Below are 18419 nucleotides of genomic sequence, written 5' to 3'. Positions count from 1 at the left end.
ACGCATCGGTAGCATGGGCCGCGCTCCCTCGGCCGATCGCGCCCCCCTTCCCCGCTCGGCGTGCGGCCCCCTTCGCCACCAGGACCTCCACACCCGATGACCGACAGCCCGGCCCCTCCTCGCGGACGCCGCCGCGGCTCCCCGCTCTCGAGACGGGATGAGCAGCTCCGCGGCCACCGCGTCGCACCGGGGCGCCACCACCGCCATCGTGCCGACACGGGCACCGTGCCGCTGTCGACGGCCGAGCCGTCCTCGGCGACGGCGCAGGTCGCGGAGGCGGACGTCGCCCCCGTCGACAGCGGCCGGCAGAAGAAGGGCCCCGGCTCCTATCGACCCGAGCTCCAAGGGCTCCGCGCCGTCGCGATCCTCATGGTCGTCTGCTACCACATCTGGTTCGGCCGGGTCTCGGGCGGCGTCGACATCTTCCTCCTGATCAGCGCCTTCCTGCTGACCGGCTCCTTCGCCCGCAAGCTCGAGAGGGGCGCTCCCCTCCAGGTGCCGCGGTACTGGCTGCACGCCTTCAAGCGGCTCGTGCCTCCCGGTGCCCTCGTGATCCTCGGGACGCTCGGCGCGAGCCTCCTCGTGCTGCCCGCCACCCGCTGGGTGGACCTGCTGTCGGACTCCGTGGCCTCCCTGATCTACGGGGAGAACTGGCTGCTCGCCTCGCGCAGCGTCGACTACTACGCGGCCGACCACTCGACCGCGAGCCCTCTCCAGCACTACTGGTCGCTCTCGATCCAGGGGCAGGTCTTCTTCCTGTGGCCGCTGCTCTTCCTCCTGGCGGCGCTGCTCATCCGGCGCTTCCGCCTGCCCGTGCGCGCCACCCTGCTGACCCTGTTCGGGGCGATCACCGTCGTCTCCTTCGCATGGTCGGTCCACCTGACCGCGACGGACCAGGCCTACGCCTACTTCGACACCCGGTCCCGGCTGTGGGAGTTCTCCCTCGGCTCCGTGCTCGCGCTGGTCCTCCCGCTGCTCGAGCAGCGCATCGGCTACCGGCAGAGCCGCGATCCTCGCTCGGAGCGAGGCCGTCACGTGCGGGCGCTCCTGGGATGGGCGGGTCTCGCGCTGATCCTGTCGTGCGGGTGGGTGGTCGACGTCCAGGGCGCCTTCCCCGGCTGGATCGCGCTGTGGCCGCTGCTGGCCGCGTGCCTCGTGATCGCCGCCGGGCCGACGGGGACTGGCTGGGGGGCGGACCGGCTGCTCTCGAGCCGTCCGCTGCAATGGCTCGGCGACATCTCCTATGCCCTGTACCTGGTGCACTGGCCGCTGCTCATCCTGACCCTCGTGGCCTTCGGGTCCACCGGGCTCGACGTATGGCAGGGCGCCCTGCTGGTGGCGACCTCCGTCCTCCTGGCCTGGGCCCTCACCCGCTTCGTGGACTCCCCCATCCGCTACTCGCCCCGGCTCGAGGCGCGCTGGTGGCGCAGCGCCCTGGTGATCGTGACCTCGTGCGCCGTCGTCCTCGCCGCGGTCGGGACGGTCCGGTACTCGCTCGACGCACGGACGCGCGCGATCGAGGCCGACGCGGCCCGCAACAACCCGGGCGCGCGTTCCCTCACCGCGGACTACGTGGACGAGGCCGACGCAGACGCGAGCCCCCTGCCGGACCTCGCGATGCTGCCCGACGACTGGTACTCCACCGGCGGACCCTGCCGGGGCGCCCTGGCCCCCGACAGCGCCGACGGTCCTGTCTCCGGCATCTGCGCCCAGGAGGGGAACGGACGCGGCCGGGTCGTGGCCATCGTGGGCGACTCCCGGGACCAGCAGGCGGCGCCGGCGCTCGCGAGCCTCGCCCTCCGCGAGGGGTGGACCGTGGTCACCCTGTTCAGCGGCGGCTGCGTCTACTCGACGGGACCGGACGCGGCGCCGTGGTGCAGCGACCACAACGCCTTCGTCACCGACTACCTGCTGAGGACGCAGCCCGATCTCGTGGTGACGAGCGCGACCTGGATCTCGCCGGACTTCCACGAGATCGCCACCCCCGGCCACGCGGAGCTCGCGCGCACCATCATGGACCACGGCATCTCCGTGCTCGGGGAACGGGCGATCCCCCGTCTGGACGGCAGTCCCGTGGAGTGCCTCGAGGACGGTCGGAGCGACGCCTCCTCCTGCACGTTCGACGTGCACGAGGAGTATGCACAGGACGCGCCGTGGCCCCAGCCGGCCCCGACCGGCGAGGAGGCGGCCCGCTACTACACCGCCGACCTGAGCGAGGACATCTGCCCCGATCGGGCCTGCGTGCCCGAGATCGGCAACGTGTACGTGTGGATTGACGCCGCGCACATCTCGACGACCTACTCCCGGACCCTCTCGGGCGCGCTCGACGAGCAGCTCGGGGCGCAGGGCTTCACGTGGGGATGACCCCTCAGCGGCGGTGACGCACGATCTCGGCGATGCACCGCAGCAGGAGGGCGCGGGACCGCAGAGCGGGCAGGACGCCGCGGGGCCGGTTCGGCGAGGCGTTGGACTCGTGGTAGCGCCGGGCCACCGTGCGCCGCTCGTCGTGGAGCATCTGGCCGCCCAGGTTCCCCACGAGCGCGATCCAGAGGTCGTGCGACTCGTCGAGGAAGGCGGGGAACGGCAGCACGGCCGACTCCAGCACGTCGCGCCGGATCCCCATCGCGCAGCCGTAGTAGGGCATGTTGCCCGCCAGGATGCCCGCGACGTTGCGGCGCCGGTGGGTCGAGGCGCTCGCCCGCAGATGCCAGTCCGGCTGCCCGAAGGGGCCCCGGATGGAGGCCGGGCCGCCCAGGGTGGTCAGGTTCGTCGCGACGACGCCCGCCGAGCGCAGGTCCGCCGCCATCGCGTCCAGCCGGCCCGGAAGCCACACGTCGTCCTGGTCCGCGAGCAGGAGGAGCTCGCCTCGCGCGGCCCGCAGGGCGTCCTCGAAGGTGCGCACGTACCCCGCGTTGGCCTCATGGCGGATCAGGCGGAGGCGCGGGTCGGCGATCGCGGCGACGACGGCCGCCGTGTCGTCGCCCGAGGCGTCGTCGACGACCACGAGCTCGTCGTCGGGCCGGAGCTGCTCGAGGATCGACGAGATCTGCTCGGCGATGTAGTCGGCGCCGTTCCAGGCGGCCATGCAGACGCTCACCGAGGGGCGCGGCCCGTCCTCGGAGGGGCTTGCGGCGGGTGGCGCGGCAGGTCCCTCGGGGCGTCGTCCCGTGCGCCCCCGCAGCCCGTCGGCGAGTCCTCGCCGCGCCTCCTCGAGCCGAGCGGCCCGGCCCGGCACGGCGGCGGTGACGATCGCGAGGTGTCGGAGCTCCCGTCCGACCGCCCCGAGGGACCATCGCGGGTCGGCCCGCCCGTGCTCGCGCACCACATGGATCAGGTTGCGCACCTGGTAGTAGTAGCGGAAGTCGCTCGCGACCGTCAGCTCGACGGAGCGGCCCGCGACGGCGACGCGATGACCGCGGCCGAGCCGGTGCTCGAGCGTGGCGCCCGGGGCGACGACGCACTGGTAGCCGTGCCGCCTCGCCCGGAGATAGAAGTCGGAGTCGACGCCGTCGATGAACAGGTCCTCCCGGAAGCCGCCCAGCTCCTCGAGCACGTGCCGCGGGATCAGCAGCCCGGACTGGATCGGCTCGCCGCCGATCGCGTACGCCCGCTCGTCCGTCGACTCCCGGCGACGCATGCCGGCGACGGCGCCGGGACCGACCATGCCGACCGCGACGCCGTCGACGTGCGCGGCGTGCGCCGCGGCGACCAGCGCGTCGACGAAGCCGACGGGGAGGGCGGAGTCCTGGTCGAGCGTGAGCACCCCGTCGACGGCGTCGTCCGTGCAGAGCTCGGCGACCCCCGCGTTCAGCGCGGCCCCGATCCCCCGGTTGCTCTCCTGGCGGACCACGGTCGCACCCAGATCGGCGACGCGGCGCAGCACGGCGAGCGCGTCCTCGCCGCGCGAGCCGTCGTCGACGACCACGAGGGCGCGGGTCTGGGGGAGGGCGCTCCGGACGGCCGCTTCCAGGGTCACCGAGGGTTCGAACGCCGTGATAACGGCACCGATCACAGGTCGCTTCCAAGCGTCGAGAGGCACCGCCGTACACTATCAACCTGGTCCTCGCGACCACCCGGGACCGCACGGCCCGAGGTTCCTGCCGACCCGCGCTCCCAAGTTCCCGGAGGTCCCGCCCCATGAACCACGGGCCCGCCGTCGAGGCCTCATCCCGGCCGCAACGCGTACGTGGCGTCGCTCTTGTCGGAGCCGGATCAGCGCTGTCGGCTGTGGCGATGTACATCGTCATGATGATCGGCGCACGCGCACTCCCTGATGGCGACCGTGCGACGCTCCTTGTCTTCATCGCGACTTACCAGATCGTGACCGGGCTGCTGTCGGGAGTCTCTACCGAGCTCACACGGACCATTGCGAACGCACGGGCATCCGGTGTCGCCCGCGGCCCCCGGGTCTCGAGCGTCGTGGTCGTGGTCGCCATCGTCCTCGCGGTGATCGTGGCCGCGACCTCGCCCTTGTGGGGCAGCGCGTTCCCGGGCGACCACGCCTTCCTCATCGCGATGACGATCGTCACCGCCCTCGGCTTCACCGGGCACGCGGCCCTGGCCGGGGCGCTGTCGGGCCGGGCGGCGTGGGGAGGCATGGGCAGCCTGCTCGGGCTCGAGGCTCTCATGCGATTGCTGCTGTCTGTGGCCGCCGCGGTGCTCGGCTTCGGACTGTTCGGGTTCGCAGGTGCGATGACCGCTGCCGCCTTCTCCTGGATGCTCCTGCTGCTCGTGGCGGCGCCGGCGCGAACCGCGTTCCGTTCCCGGACAGACGTGGCCGCCCCTCTGCTGGCGCGTCACCTCGCCGCCTCGGTCGGAGCGCTCAGCGCGACCGCCCTCCTGATGGCGGGCTATCCCATGCTCCTGTCGCTCACCACCCCCGCACGGGAGGTCTCGGACTCCCCCGCCCTGCTCCAGGCGATCTCTCTGACCAGGGCTCCTCTCTTGATCCCACTCACCGCGTTCCAGACGATGCTCATCTCGGCGTTCGTGAGCCGGAAGGACCGCGCCGGGCGCGTCCTGGCCATCCTGGGTGGAGTTCTCGCGGCCATCACCGCGGTCGGCGCCGCGCTCGCCTGGCTGATCGGCCCCTGGCTGATGCGGGTGCTGTTCACCTACGAGATCTCCGGGGGGGTGCTCGGCCTCCTCACGCTCGCCGCAGGCCTGCTGGCAGCTCTCACCCTGTGCGGGGCGCTGTGCCAGTCGCTCGAACGTCACGCGAGCTTCCTCGGCGGGTGGGTGCTCGCCTGCGCCGTCTCGATCGGGCTGCTGCTCCTCCCCGGGAGCCTCGACCAGCGCGCCATCACGTCCCTGCTCGTCGGACCCGCCGCGGGCTTGCTGCTGATGGCCCCGGTCATCCTCTCGGCGTCTCGCCGAACTCGGATTTCCACTCGCACAGCGGGTCCCGCTCAACACCAGGAAGGCACCTCATGATCGACCTCATGGTCCCCTACTGGGGGGATACCGGCTACATGCGCGAGACCATCGCGAGCATCCTCGCCCAGACCGATCCGGACTGGCGTCTGACAGTCATCGACGACGCGTACCCAGGTACGGAGATCCGCGACCACATCGCGGAGATCGACGACGATCGCATCAGGTACCTCCGCAAGGAGCGCAACGAGGGCATCACCGAGAACTTCCGGTCGTGCGTCGCGGCGGCGAGCGCCCCCCTGATGGCGATGCCCGGCTGCGACGACCGTCTGCTCCCCAACTACGTGGAGCAGATCCACGAGGCCGCGCGGCGCCACCCCGAGGCCTCGATCTTCCAGCCCGGGGTGCGTCTGATCGACGAGCACGGCGAGCCGTCCCGGACCCTCGCCGACCTCGTCAAGCAGAGGATCCTGCGCCCTCGCCGCCACGACCACGAGGTCCTGTCAGGCGAAAAACTCGCCACGTCGCTCCTGCACGGAGACTGGCTGTACTGGCCCTCACTCGCCTTCAAGACCGAGACCATCCGGGCAACCCCGTTCCGAGATGGCTTCCCCATCGTCCTCGACCTGGCGCTCCTGCTCGACATGATCTACGACGGCGCACAGCTCGTGACTCTCAGGACGATGTCGTTCGAGTACCGTCGGCACTCCGCGAGCCTGTCGAGCGACAAGCTGCTCGACGGAAGCCGCTTCGACGACGAGCGCGAGTACTTCCGGATCGCCGCGGCCCAGGCCGATTCCCTCGGCTGGCGCCGGGCGGCACGGGCCGCCAGGCTGCATGTCACGTCCCGCGCCTATGCGGGGCTGACGGTTCCCCTCGCACTCAGGTCCCGCGATGTCGCGTCACTGCGGGCGCTCGCGCGGCACGTCCTCACGACGTGACCACACCGACTCCGGCCGCGACGCGCGCTCGACCGGATCGGGTCGGGCGAGCCGGGCCGTCTCGTCCCGCGCGGACCGTGGGGGCCCCTCATCCACAGCGCGTTTCTCAAGCGTCTCTAGCCGCGCATGCAGACGGGCGATCGTGAGGCGATGGATCGCCGACTCTTCGGCGAGCACGCGCGTCTCATCCTCGAGCACGGAGATCTCGTGGGAGAGCTGCAGCGACACGGCCAGCAGCAGCAGCGTGCTGATGACGAACAGCAGGTTCGACGGCACCGTGAACCCGAGCAGCGTCGTCGCCTGGTTCAACAAGCCAGGGAAAGCAGCGAGCACAACGGTGCCCAGCCCCACCAGGATCCACAAGGCGGCGTACTTCTCTCGCAGGGCACGACTGCGCAGCAGCCGGAACACCAGCAGGACGATGACGACTGCCACCGCCAGAACGAACAGCTTGTTGGGCATCGCGGTCAGGCCCTTTCCTCGGGATGCACCTTGCGCCGTGTGAGCGCGATGAACAACGCGAAGAACGAGCGGAAGAGATAGACCGCCGCCTTCCACGGGTTGTTGGATGGCGTGCCAGCCTGGCGCGGCCGCATCTCGACGGGCACCTGAGTGACTGTCAGCCCCGAGCGCACCGCGACGACGAGGGAGTCGATGGTGTCGCCGAGATACTCCGCCGGATAGTGCTCGCAATACTGCCGGATCGCAGCACGGTTGGCCGCCCGGAACCCGGAGGTGACGTCCGTCAGACGGGTTCGGGCGATACGGGAGATCGTCCGTGCCAGGAACACCATCGCCCAGCGCCTCGGGCCACGTGCCTGATAGGAGCCGCGGTCGGCGAATCGTGCACCGATCGAGATGTCTGCGTCCTCAAGACCCGCCAGCACGCGCACGATGTCCCGCGGATCGTGCTGGCCGTCGGCATCCACCTGGATCGCGCGCTCGTAGCCGAAACGGCGAGCGTACTTGTATCCGGCGCGCATCGCTCCGCCGACGCCGAGGTTGTAGGGAAGCCGCATCACACGGGCGCCGACCTCCTCGGCGAGGCGCGCCGTGCCGTCGGACGAACCGTCGTCGACCACCAGGATGTCCGCCTCGGGAAGGGCGTCGGCAAGCTCCCGGAGAGTCGCACCGATGACGGCCTCCTCGTTCCAGGCGGGCATGATGACCAGGAAGTGTCCTGGCGCGGCCAGGTCCTGATCGGTGGTCGTCATGGCTTCCAAGATACCGTCCGCCCTGCGCCGCCCCGTCGCCGCGGAGGAATGTCACCCAGGCGGTGGTGCCCGTTCACGGGGCGTGTTTGGGAAGATGATGCCCGTGCAGACCTGGATCCCCCTTCTCGCCCCCCTCGCGGTCACGGTGCTCCTGCTCGTCGTGCCCGGCCTCGCCGTCGCCGTGGCGACCGGCCGCCGCGGCATGGGCGCGGTGCTGCTGGCCCCCGCGCTCTCGACCACGATCATCGCCACGGCCGCGATCGTGTTCGGGCTGACGGGGCTGCGCTGGAACGTGTGGATGGTGATCGCGCTCGCCCTCGTCGCGTGCGTGCTCGTCCTGCTCGGCCGATGGATCCTCCAGCGGCGGCGTGCACGCCGCCGCGATCGCCGAGCCGCGGCGGAGGGATCCGGGGCCGAGGGCCCGGCGTCCCTGCGCCCGGCGTTCCCGGGGCGCACGGCCGGCTCGCGTCGTGTCTCCGTCGGTCCCGTGGTCGAGCGGTGGTGGAGCTGGGGCGACACCTGGCTGCTGGGAGGCCTCGTCCTCGGCGGGCTGCTGTGGGCCCGTCACATGAGGAACATCCTGGGCTCCCCGGACGCGATCTCGCAGACCTTCGACAACATCTTCCACCTCTCGGCGATCCGCTACATCCTGGACACCGGGGACGCCTCGGCCCTCACGCTGAGCTCGCTCAACGCCGCCCCCGGCACCTCGCAGTTCTACCCGGCGGCCTGGCACGACGTCGTGTCGCTCGTCGTGGAGATCACCGGTGCCGGCATCCCCGTCGCGTCCAACGCGATGCTGTGCTCCGCCGTCCTGGTCTGGGTCGCGTCCTGCCTCTTCCTGACGCGCAGCATGCTGCCCGACTCCCCGGTCGCGGCGGCCGTGACCGGTGTGATGACGGCCTCGGTGACAGCCTTCCCCGGGCTCGCGATGGACTTCGGGGTGCTGTACCCGAACCTGCTGGGGATCGCGCTCGCCCCGATCATGATCGGGCTCGGCATCCAACTGCTCCGCGTCGCCCCCGTGCGCCGGTACGGCACGGGCACGGCCCTGGGGCTGCTCGTGCTCGTCTCCCCCGGGGTCGCGCTCGCCCACCCCAATGCCGTGATGACGGTCGTCGTGTTCGCGACCGCCGCGGTCCTGGTGCGGTGCGCGGGCTCGCTGCGGGACGGGGTGATCGGGCGCATCTCGCGGTGGTGGATCCCGGTCGCCGTCGTGCTCGCGGCAGTGTGGCTCGTGGTCGTGGACTACCTGTGGGGAGTCCTCCGGCCGCCGCTCTCGCAGCTGCGCTGGGAGCCCTTCACGTCCTTCACCGACGCCGTCGGGCAGGGTCTGCTCAACGCCCCCCTGGGACTGTGGCCGGCGTGGATCGTGAGCATCCTGGCGGTTCTCGGCCTCTATCGCACGGTGCGCCGACGGGAGAACCTGTGGCTCCCCGTGACCTGGGTCCTCCTCGGGTACTGCTGGCTGATCGTCGCCGCTCAGCCCTACGACGCCTGGCGGCTGAAGATCAGCGGCGTCTGGTACACCGATCCGTACCGGGTCGCGATGGTGCTGCCGCTCGTCGTCCTCCCGCTCGCCGTGCAGGGCGCGCTGGGCCTCGTCGAGCTCGTCACCCGGCGCTCGTGGCGCCGCGGGCCCCTGGTCCTCGTGATCGCCGTCGTCGCGGCGGCCGCGCTGGTGCTCGTGACGCAGCGCGCCCCGTACATGAACAACTCGATCGAGCGGATCGAGAAGCAGTATGCCGAGACGGAGCACAGCGCCCTGCTGACGCCCGACGAACGAGCCCTCATCGAACGCCTCCCCTCCGAGGTGCCCGCGGACGCGGTCGTCGCGACCGATCCGTGGGACGGCTCCTCGCTGGCCTATCCGCTGGCCGACGTGCAGACCACCAATCACCATGCGCTCGCCTACGTGCGCCCCGCGGAGGAGGTCCTCCGGGAGGACCTCAACCGGGCCGAGTCCGATCCGGCGGTCTGCACGGCCGTCGACGACCTCCACGTGCGCTACGTCCTGGACTTCGGCGAGCAGAACGTCAACGACGCCCCGGGCACGTACCCGGGCTTCGACGGCCTCGCGAGCGCCCCGGGCTTCGAGCTCGTGGACCAGCAGGGCGCCGCGAAGCTGTACGAGATCACGGCCTGCGGCGCGCAGCGCTGAGCCGGGTCCCGCGTCGTGGCCCAACCGTCCTCGTCCACCGCCGTCCACGGTCGGCGTCGAAGCAGCCCCCGGGACGAGGAGACCGAGCGTCTCCTCGCCCGCGACCGGTCGGCCGCCGACCGCGCGGAGCCCTCCCACCACGCCGCGGTCGATCCGCAGGGTGACGAGCCGGACGGCGCCCGGGAGCGGGCGGGCGAGCAGGAACGCAGCCGCCCCGCCCCGGCACGGCCCGCGTTCCGCACGGAGCTGCACGGGCTGCGCGGACTGGCCGTGCTCCTGGTCGCCGTCTACCACGTCTGGTTCGGCCGCGTCTCCGGCGGGGTCGACGTCTTCCTGTTCCTGTCCGCGTTCTTCCTGACGGGCACGTTCACTCGCCGAGCGGAGACCGGTCAGCCGCTGGCGATCCCCCGCTACTGGCTCCGCACGTTCAAGCGCCTGATGCCGCCCGCCGCGATCGTCATCGTCGCGACCCTCGCGATGAGCCTCGCGGTGCTCCCCGCCTCGAGCTGGACGCTGCTGTCTCGCCACGCGCTGGCCAGCGCCCTGTACGTCCAGAACATCGTGCTCGCCGCGGAGGCGACCGACTACTACGCGCACGACGCCTCCGCCGCCTCGCCGTTCCAGCACTTCTGGTCCCTCTCGGTGCAGGGCCAGGTGTTCCTCCTGTGGCCCGTGCTCTTCGCTCTGGCGGGTCTGCTCGCGACGGGCGGACGCCGCCGCCCGCCCGTCCGCACCGTCCTCATGATCCTGTTCGCCGTCGTCCTCCTCGCCTCCCTCACCTGGTCGATCATCGACACCGAGCGCGCGCAGTCGAGCGCCTACTTCTCGACCTTCGCGCGCCTGTGGGAGTTCGCGGCCGGCTCGCTCATGGCGCTCCTCCTGCCGTGGTGGGACCGTCGGACCGGGGGCCGCCGTCCCGAGGACGACACGGCGCCGCTCCACCCGACCGGGCGCGCCCTGTTGGGCTGGCTCGGGGTCGCCGGGCTGCTGTCGTGCGGGGCGGTGCTGCAGGTCTCGACCGCGTTCCCCGGCTGGATCGCGCTCTGGCCCCTCGTCTCGGCCGCGCTCGTCATGGCGGCCGGTTTCTCGAGCCGGCGCTGGGGCGCCGACGCCGTGCTGTCGCGACGACCCGCCCGCTTCCTCGGCGACATCTCCTATGCCCTGTACCTCGTGCACTGGCCGCTGCTGGTGGGCTGGCTCGCCGTCCGGGGCGGCGACCGCGCGGGCCCCCTCGACGGCGTCGTGGTGCTGGCCGCCTCGATCGTGCTCGCCTGGCTGCTGACCCGCCTGGTCGACACCCCGATCCGTCGCTCGCCGGCGCTCGAGCGGCGCTGGTGGCGCGCGGGGGTGGTCGTGGCCGCGTCCCTGGCGCTCGTCCTCGCCTCGAGCCTGGTCGCGTTCCCCGCCGCGCGGCACGTCATCGAGGGCGGCTCGTCCGAGGGAGGCGCCCCGACCGCCTCCACGCACCCCGGCGCCCGGTGGACCACCGATCCCCTCGCGGACCTCTCGGCGTCCCCGGCGCCCCTGCCCGACGCCCTGTCGATCCCACAGGACCTGCTGCCGGACTCGTGCACCGGCCGATTCGGGAGCGCCGACGCGGTCTACTGCCGCTACCAGCCCGCGAGCGGGACGCCTGCCGCGACGATCCTGCTGGCGGGCGACTCGCATGCCGCGCAGTACGCGAGCGCCCTGATGGAGGAGGCGAGCTCCCACCACTGGGCCGTGTACTACGTGGGCAAGATGGGCTGCTCGTTCAGCACCGCGAGCGGGAACCCGGGCTGCGCCACGATCGACGCGGCGTGGCCGACCGTGCTCGACTCGATCAAGCCCGACGTCGTGATCACGATCGGCTCGCGCACCACGGCGAGCGGGCCCGCCGAGACGGCACGGCCGGACCTGGGCGGCGCCCTCGAGCTCGTCCGCGAACGCCACATCGCGGCCGTCGTGCTCCGCGACAACCCGCGGTGGTCGACCTCGCCGTCGCCCTACGACTGCGCCTTCGACGTGATCCGCGACGGCGGCACTCCCGCCTCGGCGGACGCGGACTGCGGGGCGGACCTGTCCGCGAAGGCCGGCGCCCAGGATCCGATCGCGTCGCTCGCGGACGACGATCCCTCCGCCCCCGTGCTCGTCGCGGACCCCACCACGGATCAGCTCTGCCCCCGGGACCGGTGCTCCCCCATCGTCGGCAACGTCTTCGTGTACCGCGACGACAACCACCTGACGACGGAGTTCTCCCGCTCGATGGGCCCGTGGTTCGGCGCCGAGGTGCAGTCCGCGCTCGCCGCGCGCGACAGGGTGCACGCCGCGCCCGCGGCGAGCGACGGCTGACGCGGTCCCCGCCCTCCTCGACGTCGGGGCGCGCGCGGCCGCGGTGATTCAATGGCCGTATGACCACCCCGCTCGACGCCGCTCTCGCCCCCACGCCCGCCGCACGCGCCTTCGCCGAGGACCTGGCCGCCTTCGTGACGGCCTCTCCCAGCTCGTACCACGCGGCCGACGAGTCCGCGCGCCGTCTGCGCGCGGCAGGCTTCGTGGAGCTCGACGAGCGCGAGGCGTGGGCGTCCGAGGACGTGCGCGGCGACCGCTTCGTGCTGCGCGACGGCTCGATCATCGCCTGGAGCACGCCGCAGTCGGCCGACGCGGACACGCCGTGGCGCATCGTGGGCGCCCACACGGACTCCCCCGCCCTCAAGCTCAAGCCGCATCCTCAGCTCGGCGCGGAGGGCTTCGCCCAGGCGGGCGTCGAGGTCTACGGCGGCCCCCTCCTGAACTCCTGGCTCGACCGCGATCTGCGCCTCGCGGGCCGGGTCGTGCTCGCGGACGGCACGGTCCGCCTCGTCGCCACGGGCGCCGTGGCGCGCGTGCCGCAGCTCGCGGTGCACCTGGACCGTCAGGTCAACTCCGAGGGTCTGCGCCTGGACCCCCAGCGCCACCTCCAGCCGATCCTGGGGCTCGACGCGGGGCTCGACCCGCTGCAGGTGATCGCCGATGCCGCGGGGGTCGAGGCCGAGACGATCGCGGGCTACGACATCGTCACCGTCGACGCCCAGGCGCCCGCCGTCATCGGCGCCCACGACGAGCTGTTCGCCTCGGCGCGCCTGGACAACCTCTCCTCGACGCACGCCGGGGTGCGCGCCCTGGTCGACGTCGCCGCGCAGGCGGACCGCGCCGACGGGCCGATCGCGCTGCTCGTCGCGAACGACCACGAGGAGGTCGGCTCGGCGACCCGCTCGGGCGCGGCCGGACCATTCCTGCAGGACGTGCTCGTGCGCATGCACGCGGCCCTCGGGGGCGACGAGGCCTCGCGTCTGCGCGCCTTCGCCCGCTCCATGGTGCTGTCGTGCGATGCGGGCCACGCCGCCCACCCGAACTATCCCGAGCGCCACGATCCTGCCAACCGGCCGCGGCTGGGCGGCGGGCCGCTGCTCAAGATCAACGCCCAGCAACGCTATGCGACCGATGCGGTCGGCACGGCGGAGTTCGCCCGCTGCTGCGCGCGGGCGGGCGTGCCGTTCCAGCCCTTCGTCTCGAACAACGCCGTCCCGTGCGGCTCCACGATCGGCCCCATCACGGCGACCCGGCTGGGCATCACCACGATCGACGCCGGGATCGCCCTGCTCTCGATGCACTCGGCGCGTGAGCTGTGCGCGGTGGCAGACCCCGAGCTGCTGTCCCGCGCGGCCGCGGCGTTCTGGCTGCCCGGGGAGTGATCGGCGAGGTCAGGGCGCTCTGCGCGCCGTCGTCGGCCCGGCCGCGGCGCGTCGGCGTCCGCGTCGCAGGGCCACCACCCCCGCCAGGCCCAGCAGGAGGTCCGCGATCGTGAGGATGGCGCGCGAGAGCAGGACGACGGCGATGACGCCGCCCGCTCCGAGGCTCCCGCCGAGCACGATCGCGAGGATGGCCTCGCGCACGCCCGCCCCGGCCGGGACGAAGATCGCGAGGAAGCCGACCGACCAGGCGAGGGCGTAGCCGCCGATGCTCAGGCCGAGGGTCGCGGCGGACGGCGACGCGCCCATGCCCACGCACAGCAGCCACACCTGCATCCCCGCGACGAGCCACGCGGCGAGCGTCCAGGCCGTGGCGGTCACGACGCCTCGCCAGGTCACGGGAGACTCGAGCGGCGGGCGCCGCAGCACGCGAAGGGCCAGGCCGAGCACCCGGTTGAGCACGGGCGGCAGCAGGATCACGACGAAGACGGGGAGCGTGAAGAGCGCCCAGCCGAAGCGGTCGGCCAGCGCAGAGGGCGCGAACGGCACGCTCGCGGCCGCGAGGAAGAGCCCCGACACCAAGGAGATGAGCACCGACACGAGCATCGCCGCGACGGAGCGGCGCTGGGGGATCTCGCGGTCGCGTCCCAGCTCGGCGACCGCGAGGATGTTCCACACCCCGCCGGGGACGTACTTGCCCAGCTGGGAGACGTAGAAGAGCTCCGAGGCCACGCGGAGGCCGAGCGGGCTGCCGAGGTCCGCGAGCACCGACCGCCAGGCGAGCATCGTCAGGACGATGTAGACGACCCCCAGGGCGAACGCGCCCACCGGGATCAGCGGGTTCATGTCGGCCAGCGCCTGCGCGAGCTCGGCGCGGCGCGAGACGACTGCCCAGACGGCCGCGGCGAGCGCGACGAGCAGGAAGACCGCCCGCACCGCGGGCGAGCGCACGACGGCCATGAGGCGCGACATCATCCGCGGCGCCGGAGTCGGTCGTCGAGGTCCTGCACGAGGCGGTCCCCGCGGAGCTCGTCGGCGCGGGCGCGCCCGCGGACCTGCAGAGCGCGTCGGGCCGCTGGCTCGCGGCTCAGCCGAGCGAGCACGGCCGCGAGCGCGGCTGCGTCGCCGGGCGGGGCGTAGTCGACCGCGTCCCCCAGCACACGCCGCTGGGGAGGCGTGTCGGACGTCACGACGGCGCACCCGGCGGCGAGGCCCTGGTAGACCTTGTTGGGCACGACGTCGAGCCCCTTGGGCGTGGAGCCCATGATGCCCAGGCACACGTCGTGGTCGGCGACGGTCTCGGCGAGGTCCGCGCCCTCGAGCCACGGCACCCACGTCACCTCGTCGACGCCCTCGAGGATCTCGCGGCAGCGCTCGGCGTCCTGCCCGGTGCCGATCAGCGTCGCGCGGAAGGCCACCCCGTCGTCGTGGAGCCGACGCAGGGCGGCCGCGATGACCGGGGTCCCCTGCAGCGGGGTGAACAGTCCGAAGAAGACGATGCTGAGCGGGGCGTCGGCGTCGCGGGAGCCGTGCCGCCCCTGGGCGAGGCGGTACCAGCGGGCGGGCGCGCCGACGGGCACGACGAGCGCCCGCCGCCGCTCCCGGGGCCGCAGCTGCCGCGCGTGCTCGTCGGTGTCCATGATGAGCACGTCCGCGGCCGCGAGCGCGGCGCGGTCGAGGGCGGACAGCACGAGGTGCAGCACCCGACCGGACGCTCGGCGGTCGCGCGCCGTCCCCGCCGCGAAGATGAGGTGATCGAGCGCGATCACGGTGCGGGGGAAGAGCAGGCGGGCGAGCAGGACGTCGAAGTGCCCCATGTACCCGACGAGCAGGGCATCGGGCGCGCGATCACCCCGGTAGCGCAGGGATCCGGCGGCGAGCTGGAGCCACCGCCCGGCCAGGCGCGCCGCGAAGCCGCCGAGGCGCCAGGGCTGCTCGAGCATCCGCACGCGCTCCGCGGTCGAGAAGCCGAGCGGACGGTTCAGGGACGCGACCTGCCACGTGGACGAGAGGCCTTCGAGGAGGACGCGCGCTCGCGGATGCCGGTCGAGGTCGAACGTGCCGAACGCCAGCAGGCGCCTCATGCGGAGCGTCCGACGAGGTTCGGCTCCGTGGTCCGCCGGTCGTCGTCGGCGACCGCGGGCCCCGCCACCGGGCTCGCGTCCTGCACGGCGGGGGCCACCGGGACCGGGACCCGGGGGTCGCCGTACTGCAGGGCCTTGGTGCGCTCGAGCAGCTCCTCGAGCAGCACCCGGTTGGTCCGCTGCAGGTCGGCGATGATCATGAGGACGAGGCTCAGGAACGCGAACGTCAGCAGGGTCGTCCCGAAGATGAGGGACTGCAGATGCCCCTCGCTCTGCCCCATGAGGGCGAACACGAGGAAGCGGACGAAGGGGATCACGCCGAGGATGCCGGTGATCGCCGCGAGCCAGCCCAGCACCTGGTGCGGCTTGAACATGAGGTAGGCGCGGCCGATCGCCGAACCGGACTTCATCATGTGCTGGAAGATGTTGGTGAACAGCCGCGACTCGCGCGTCTTCGGATTGGTCGTGATCGGGACCGAGGCGATGCGCAGGCGCTTGTTGCCGGCCTGGATGATGGTCTCCATGCAGTACGAGAACTGCGTGACGACGTTCAGCCGCAGCAGGGAGGCCTTGGAGTACGCACGGAACCCGGAGGCGGCGTCGGGCAGATCGGTCTCGGCGGCCAGGTTGACGACGTGGGAGCCGAACCTCTGCATGCGCTTCTTGAACGGCGAGAAGTGCGCGATGGTCGCGGTCTGGCGGTCGGCGATCGCGATGTCCGCCTCGCCGCTCACGACCGGCGCGATCAGGTCCGCGATCCGCTCCTGCTTGTACTGGTTGTCGCCGTCGGTGTTGACCACGATGTCGGCGCCGTGCGCGAGCGCGTAGTCGACGCCGTCGCGGAACGACCGGGCCAGACCCATGTTCCGGGCGTGCCGCACGATGTGGGTCACCCCGTGCTCCTGGGCCACCTGCACGGTCCGGTCGGTGGAGCCGTCGTCGATGACCAGCAGCTCCACCTGGTCGACCCCCGGTAGCTCGCGGGGGATCGAGTCGAGGACGCTCGGCAGCGTCGACTCCTCATTGAGGCAGGGAACCTGCACGAAGACCTTCACGGCCGTCACCTCTTCTCTGCCGGGACCGCCCGGCTCCGCAGCCGTCCCGGATCGCGGGGTCATGGGGATCGCGGGCACGTCGCCGAGACAGGCTATCCAATGAGGTCCCGCGAGGCCGTGGGGCGGCGCACAGCCTCCGTGTGAGGTCCGTTGCGTGCCTGCGCCCCTCGAGCCTCACGGCCGACGGTGCCGCCCGTGAGCCGTCGGCGCCGCCGACCGGACGGGTCGCGGACGCGGGAACGACGCGGCCCGTCGCGAGTCGGGCACCGGGCGCGCCGAGGCCCGGCTCCAGGGCACGAGCGCTGCCGCTGCCGCGAGGATCAGTCCGACTGTCCCGACCAGAAAGACGCCGACCGTGCCGATCGCCGGCGCCCATTGCGGGGCGCGCCACGGGTAGGGCATGGCGTCGAACCGGGTCATCGGCGTATGGAACCCGTACACATAGCGCCAGGTGGACCAGACGAGCGCGATCAGGGTCGCGCAGGCGCCCGCCACCACGACGAGCGCGGTGGCGCGGAGCAGCTGCCGTGACTCGAGCATGCGCCCCTGCAGCGCCGGCACGCAGAGGACGGCCATCGCCGCGAGGACCGGGAGGTAGTAGCGACCCTGCCAGGCGAAGGCGCTCAGGTAGCTCTCGAGGAAGATCGCGGTGGTCATGAGCAGGCCGTAGGCGCCGACGAGCCCGAGCCCCACCGCGGGCCGGACCCGTCCCAGGGACATGCGCCCGAACACCCACGCCGCCGCCACCACCCAGAGCACGAACAGCGCCAGGGGCATGGGGGTGTCGACCCATCCGAGGTGGCCGAAGCCGTTGACGACGAGGCTCGCCCACTGCTGGAGCACGGCGACGATGCGCGTGACGAACGGGAGCGCCGACCACGCCCCCATGCGGTCCTCGCCCGCCTCGCCGCCGCGCACCGACGAGGTCCACGCGAGCCAGGCGACCGTGCTGAGCGCGAGCAGCACGTCGAGCACGGCCCACCATCGGGGGCCCATGAGCAGGGGCACGCGCCGTCCCGCGTCCCCGGTCGCCCGCTGCACCGGCACGAGCACGAGCAGGCACAGACCGCACGCCCAGATCGCGCTGAGCGGCCGGGTCATGCCGAGCACGAGGATCGCGATCGGGAACAGCCACAGCACGTCGCGCCCGAGCCGGGTGCCGGCCATGGCGTCGTGGCGGAGGCAGCAGACCACCGCCGCGAGCAGCATGGCCGCCGAGATCTCGAGTCCGTTGGGATTGATCGACGCGAACAGGAACCACGTCATGGGGACCATGCACAGCGCCATGGCCGCCGCGATCGGCCGACGATCGAAGCGCCGGCCGAGGACGACGGCGGCCAGGGCGAGCACCAGGACGGAGAGGAGCCCGGAGACGATGCGCGCCAGGACGAGCGTGGCGGGACCGCCGAGCCCCGCCGCGGTGCCGAGCCAGAGGACGGCGCCGACGGGGATGTAGTACGCGATCGGGTAGCGCGTCATGCCGCTCATGCCCGAGACCATGCCCTGGCCGTGGCTCTCGGCCGCGCAAGGGGTCGCGGAGGAGTCGAACCGGTAGCACTCCGGCGGCGGGAAGTCCTCGAGGTCGGCGGGATAGCGCACCATCGTGAACGTCCGGCCCTCGATCGTCTCCTCGTCCACGAGTCCCGGCAGGGTCTGCCCGGTGGCGGCGCCGTAGGCGTGCACGATGTGGTCGGACTCGTCGGGCACGGCGCCGACCGGCGAGGAGACCGCCCACGCGATGACGATGAGGAACAGGCCGAGCACGAGGGCGAGGAGGTCGAGGACTCGCCCTCGGACAGTGAATCTGGCGTGCATCATCCTCGCCTGGGAGTCGGGTGCGGGTCACGGGCCGCGGACGGGGCCCGAGGGGACGGTGGAGCC

The 18419-nt window shown here is 72.5% G+C and carries 13 protein-coding genes; 6 read left to right on the top strand and 7 right to left on the bottom strand.

What is annotated here, in order from left to right; all coding sequences use genetic code 11:
• Positions 1-96 precede the first annotated feature (96 nt).
• Entirely contained in the window at positions 97-2364 is a 2268-nt protein-coding gene (locus tag BRM3_RS05825) for an acyltransferase family protein (RefSeq protein ID WP_263595144.1), read from the top strand.
• Between the two features lie 4 nt (positions 2365-2368).
• Here the strand turns inward: BRM3_RS05825 and BRM3_RS05820 are convergent, their stop codons facing one another.
• Positions 2369-3976 carry a glycosyltransferase gene (locus tag BRM3_RS05820; protein WP_263595143.1) on the bottom strand — a complete coding sequence of 536 codons (1608 nt, stop codon included), beginning with the start codon at positions 3974-3976 and terminating at the stop codon, positions 2369-2371.
• A gap of 257 nt (positions 3977-4233) precedes the next feature.
• On the opposite strand from BRM3_RS05820, the gene BRM3_RS05815 reads away from it, so the two are divergent.
• Both BRM3_RS05815 and BRM3_RS05810 read left to right on the top strand, forming a co-directional pair.
• A complete protein-coding gene (locus BRM3_RS05815; RefSeq protein WP_263595142.1) occupies positions 4234-5433 on the top strand; it encodes a hypothetical protein in 1200 nt (399 codons plus the stop codon).
• A complete protein-coding gene (locus BRM3_RS05810) occupies positions 5430-6314 on the top strand; it encodes a glycosyltransferase family 2 protein (RefSeq protein ID WP_263595141.1) in 885 nt (294 codons plus the stop codon). Before BRM3_RS05815 ends, BRM3_RS05810 begins: the two co-directional genes overlap by 4 nt.
• Here BRM3_RS05810 and BRM3_RS05805 read toward each other — a convergent pair.
• Both BRM3_RS05805 and BRM3_RS05800 read right to left on the bottom strand, forming a co-directional pair.
• Positions 6276-6776 (bottom strand): DUF2304 domain-containing protein, encoded by a 501-nt coding sequence (locus tag BRM3_RS05805; RefSeq protein WP_263595140.1) that lies wholly within the window; start codon positions 6774-6776, stop codon positions 6276-6278. The two genes, BRM3_RS05810 and BRM3_RS05805, sit on opposite strands and share 39 nt — an antisense overlap.
• Before the next feature lie 5 nt (positions 6777-6781).
• Entirely contained in the window at positions 6782-7528 is a 747-nt protein-coding gene (locus tag BRM3_RS05800) for a glycosyltransferase family 2 protein (RefSeq protein WP_263595139.1), read from the bottom strand.
• Positions 7529-7631: 103 nt separating this feature from the next.
• On the opposite strand from BRM3_RS05800, the gene BRM3_RS05795 reads away from it, so the two are divergent.
• From BRM3_RS05795 to BRM3_RS05785, 3 genes are read left to right on the top strand one after another with little or no spacing between them, the layout of a single operon-like run.
• Positions 7632-9689 (top strand): DUF6541 family protein, encoded by a 2058-nt coding sequence (locus tag BRM3_RS05795; protein ID WP_263595138.1) that lies wholly within the window; start codon positions 7632-7634, stop codon positions 9687-9689.
• Positions 9690-9704: 15 nt separating this feature from the next.
• Positions 9705-12020, top strand: a complete 2316-nt coding sequence (locus BRM3_RS05790) for an acyltransferase family protein (RefSeq protein ID WP_263595137.1) — start codon at positions 9705-9707, stop codon at positions 12018-12020.
• Positions 12021-12079: 59 nt separating this feature from the next.
• Positions 12080-13402, top strand: a complete 1323-nt coding sequence (locus tag BRM3_RS05785; RefSeq protein ID WP_263595136.1) for a M18 family aminopeptidase — start codon at positions 12080-12082, stop codon at positions 13400-13402.
• A gap of 9 nt (positions 13403-13411) precedes the next feature.
• Here BRM3_RS05785 and BRM3_RS05780 read toward each other — a convergent pair whose 3' ends face one another.
• The 4 genes from BRM3_RS05780 to BRM3_RS05765 form a co-directional block, all read right to left on the bottom strand.
• Positions 13412-14359 (bottom strand): flippase-like domain-containing protein, encoded by a 948-nt coding sequence (locus BRM3_RS05780; RefSeq protein ID WP_263595135.1) that lies wholly within the window; start codon positions 14357-14359, stop codon positions 13412-13414.
• Positions 14360-14370: 11 nt separating this feature from the next.
• On the bottom strand, positions 14371-15483 hold the full coding sequence (locus BRM3_RS05775) for a glycosyltransferase (protein ID WP_263595134.1): 1113 nt from the start codon (positions 15481-15483) through the stop codon (positions 14371-14373).
• The gene (locus BRM3_RS05770) at positions 15480-16538 is read right to left on the bottom strand and encodes a glycosyltransferase family 2 protein (RefSeq protein WP_263595133.1); all 1059 of its coding nucleotides are present in this window, start codon (positions 16536-16538) and stop codon (positions 15480-15482) included. Before BRM3_RS05770 ends, BRM3_RS05775 begins: the two co-directional genes overlap by 4 nt.
• Before the next feature lie 174 nt (positions 16539-16712).
• Positions 16713-18353, bottom strand: a complete 1641-nt coding sequence (locus tag BRM3_RS05765; protein ID WP_263595132.1) for a DUF2142 domain-containing protein — start codon at positions 18351-18353, stop codon at positions 16713-16715.
• Between the last annotated feature and the right edge of the window lie 66 nt (positions 18354-18419).

The sequence above is a fragment of the Brachybacterium huguangmaarense genome (genome assembly GCF_025725725.1).
In the GTDB taxonomy this organism is placed as follows: domain Bacteria; phylum Actinomycetota; class Actinomycetes; order Actinomycetales; family Dermabacteraceae; genus Brachybacterium; species Brachybacterium huguangmaarense.
The sequence above is the reverse complement of the archived record's forward strand: the minus strand, read 5'-3'. Positions and strand labels throughout refer to the sequence as shown.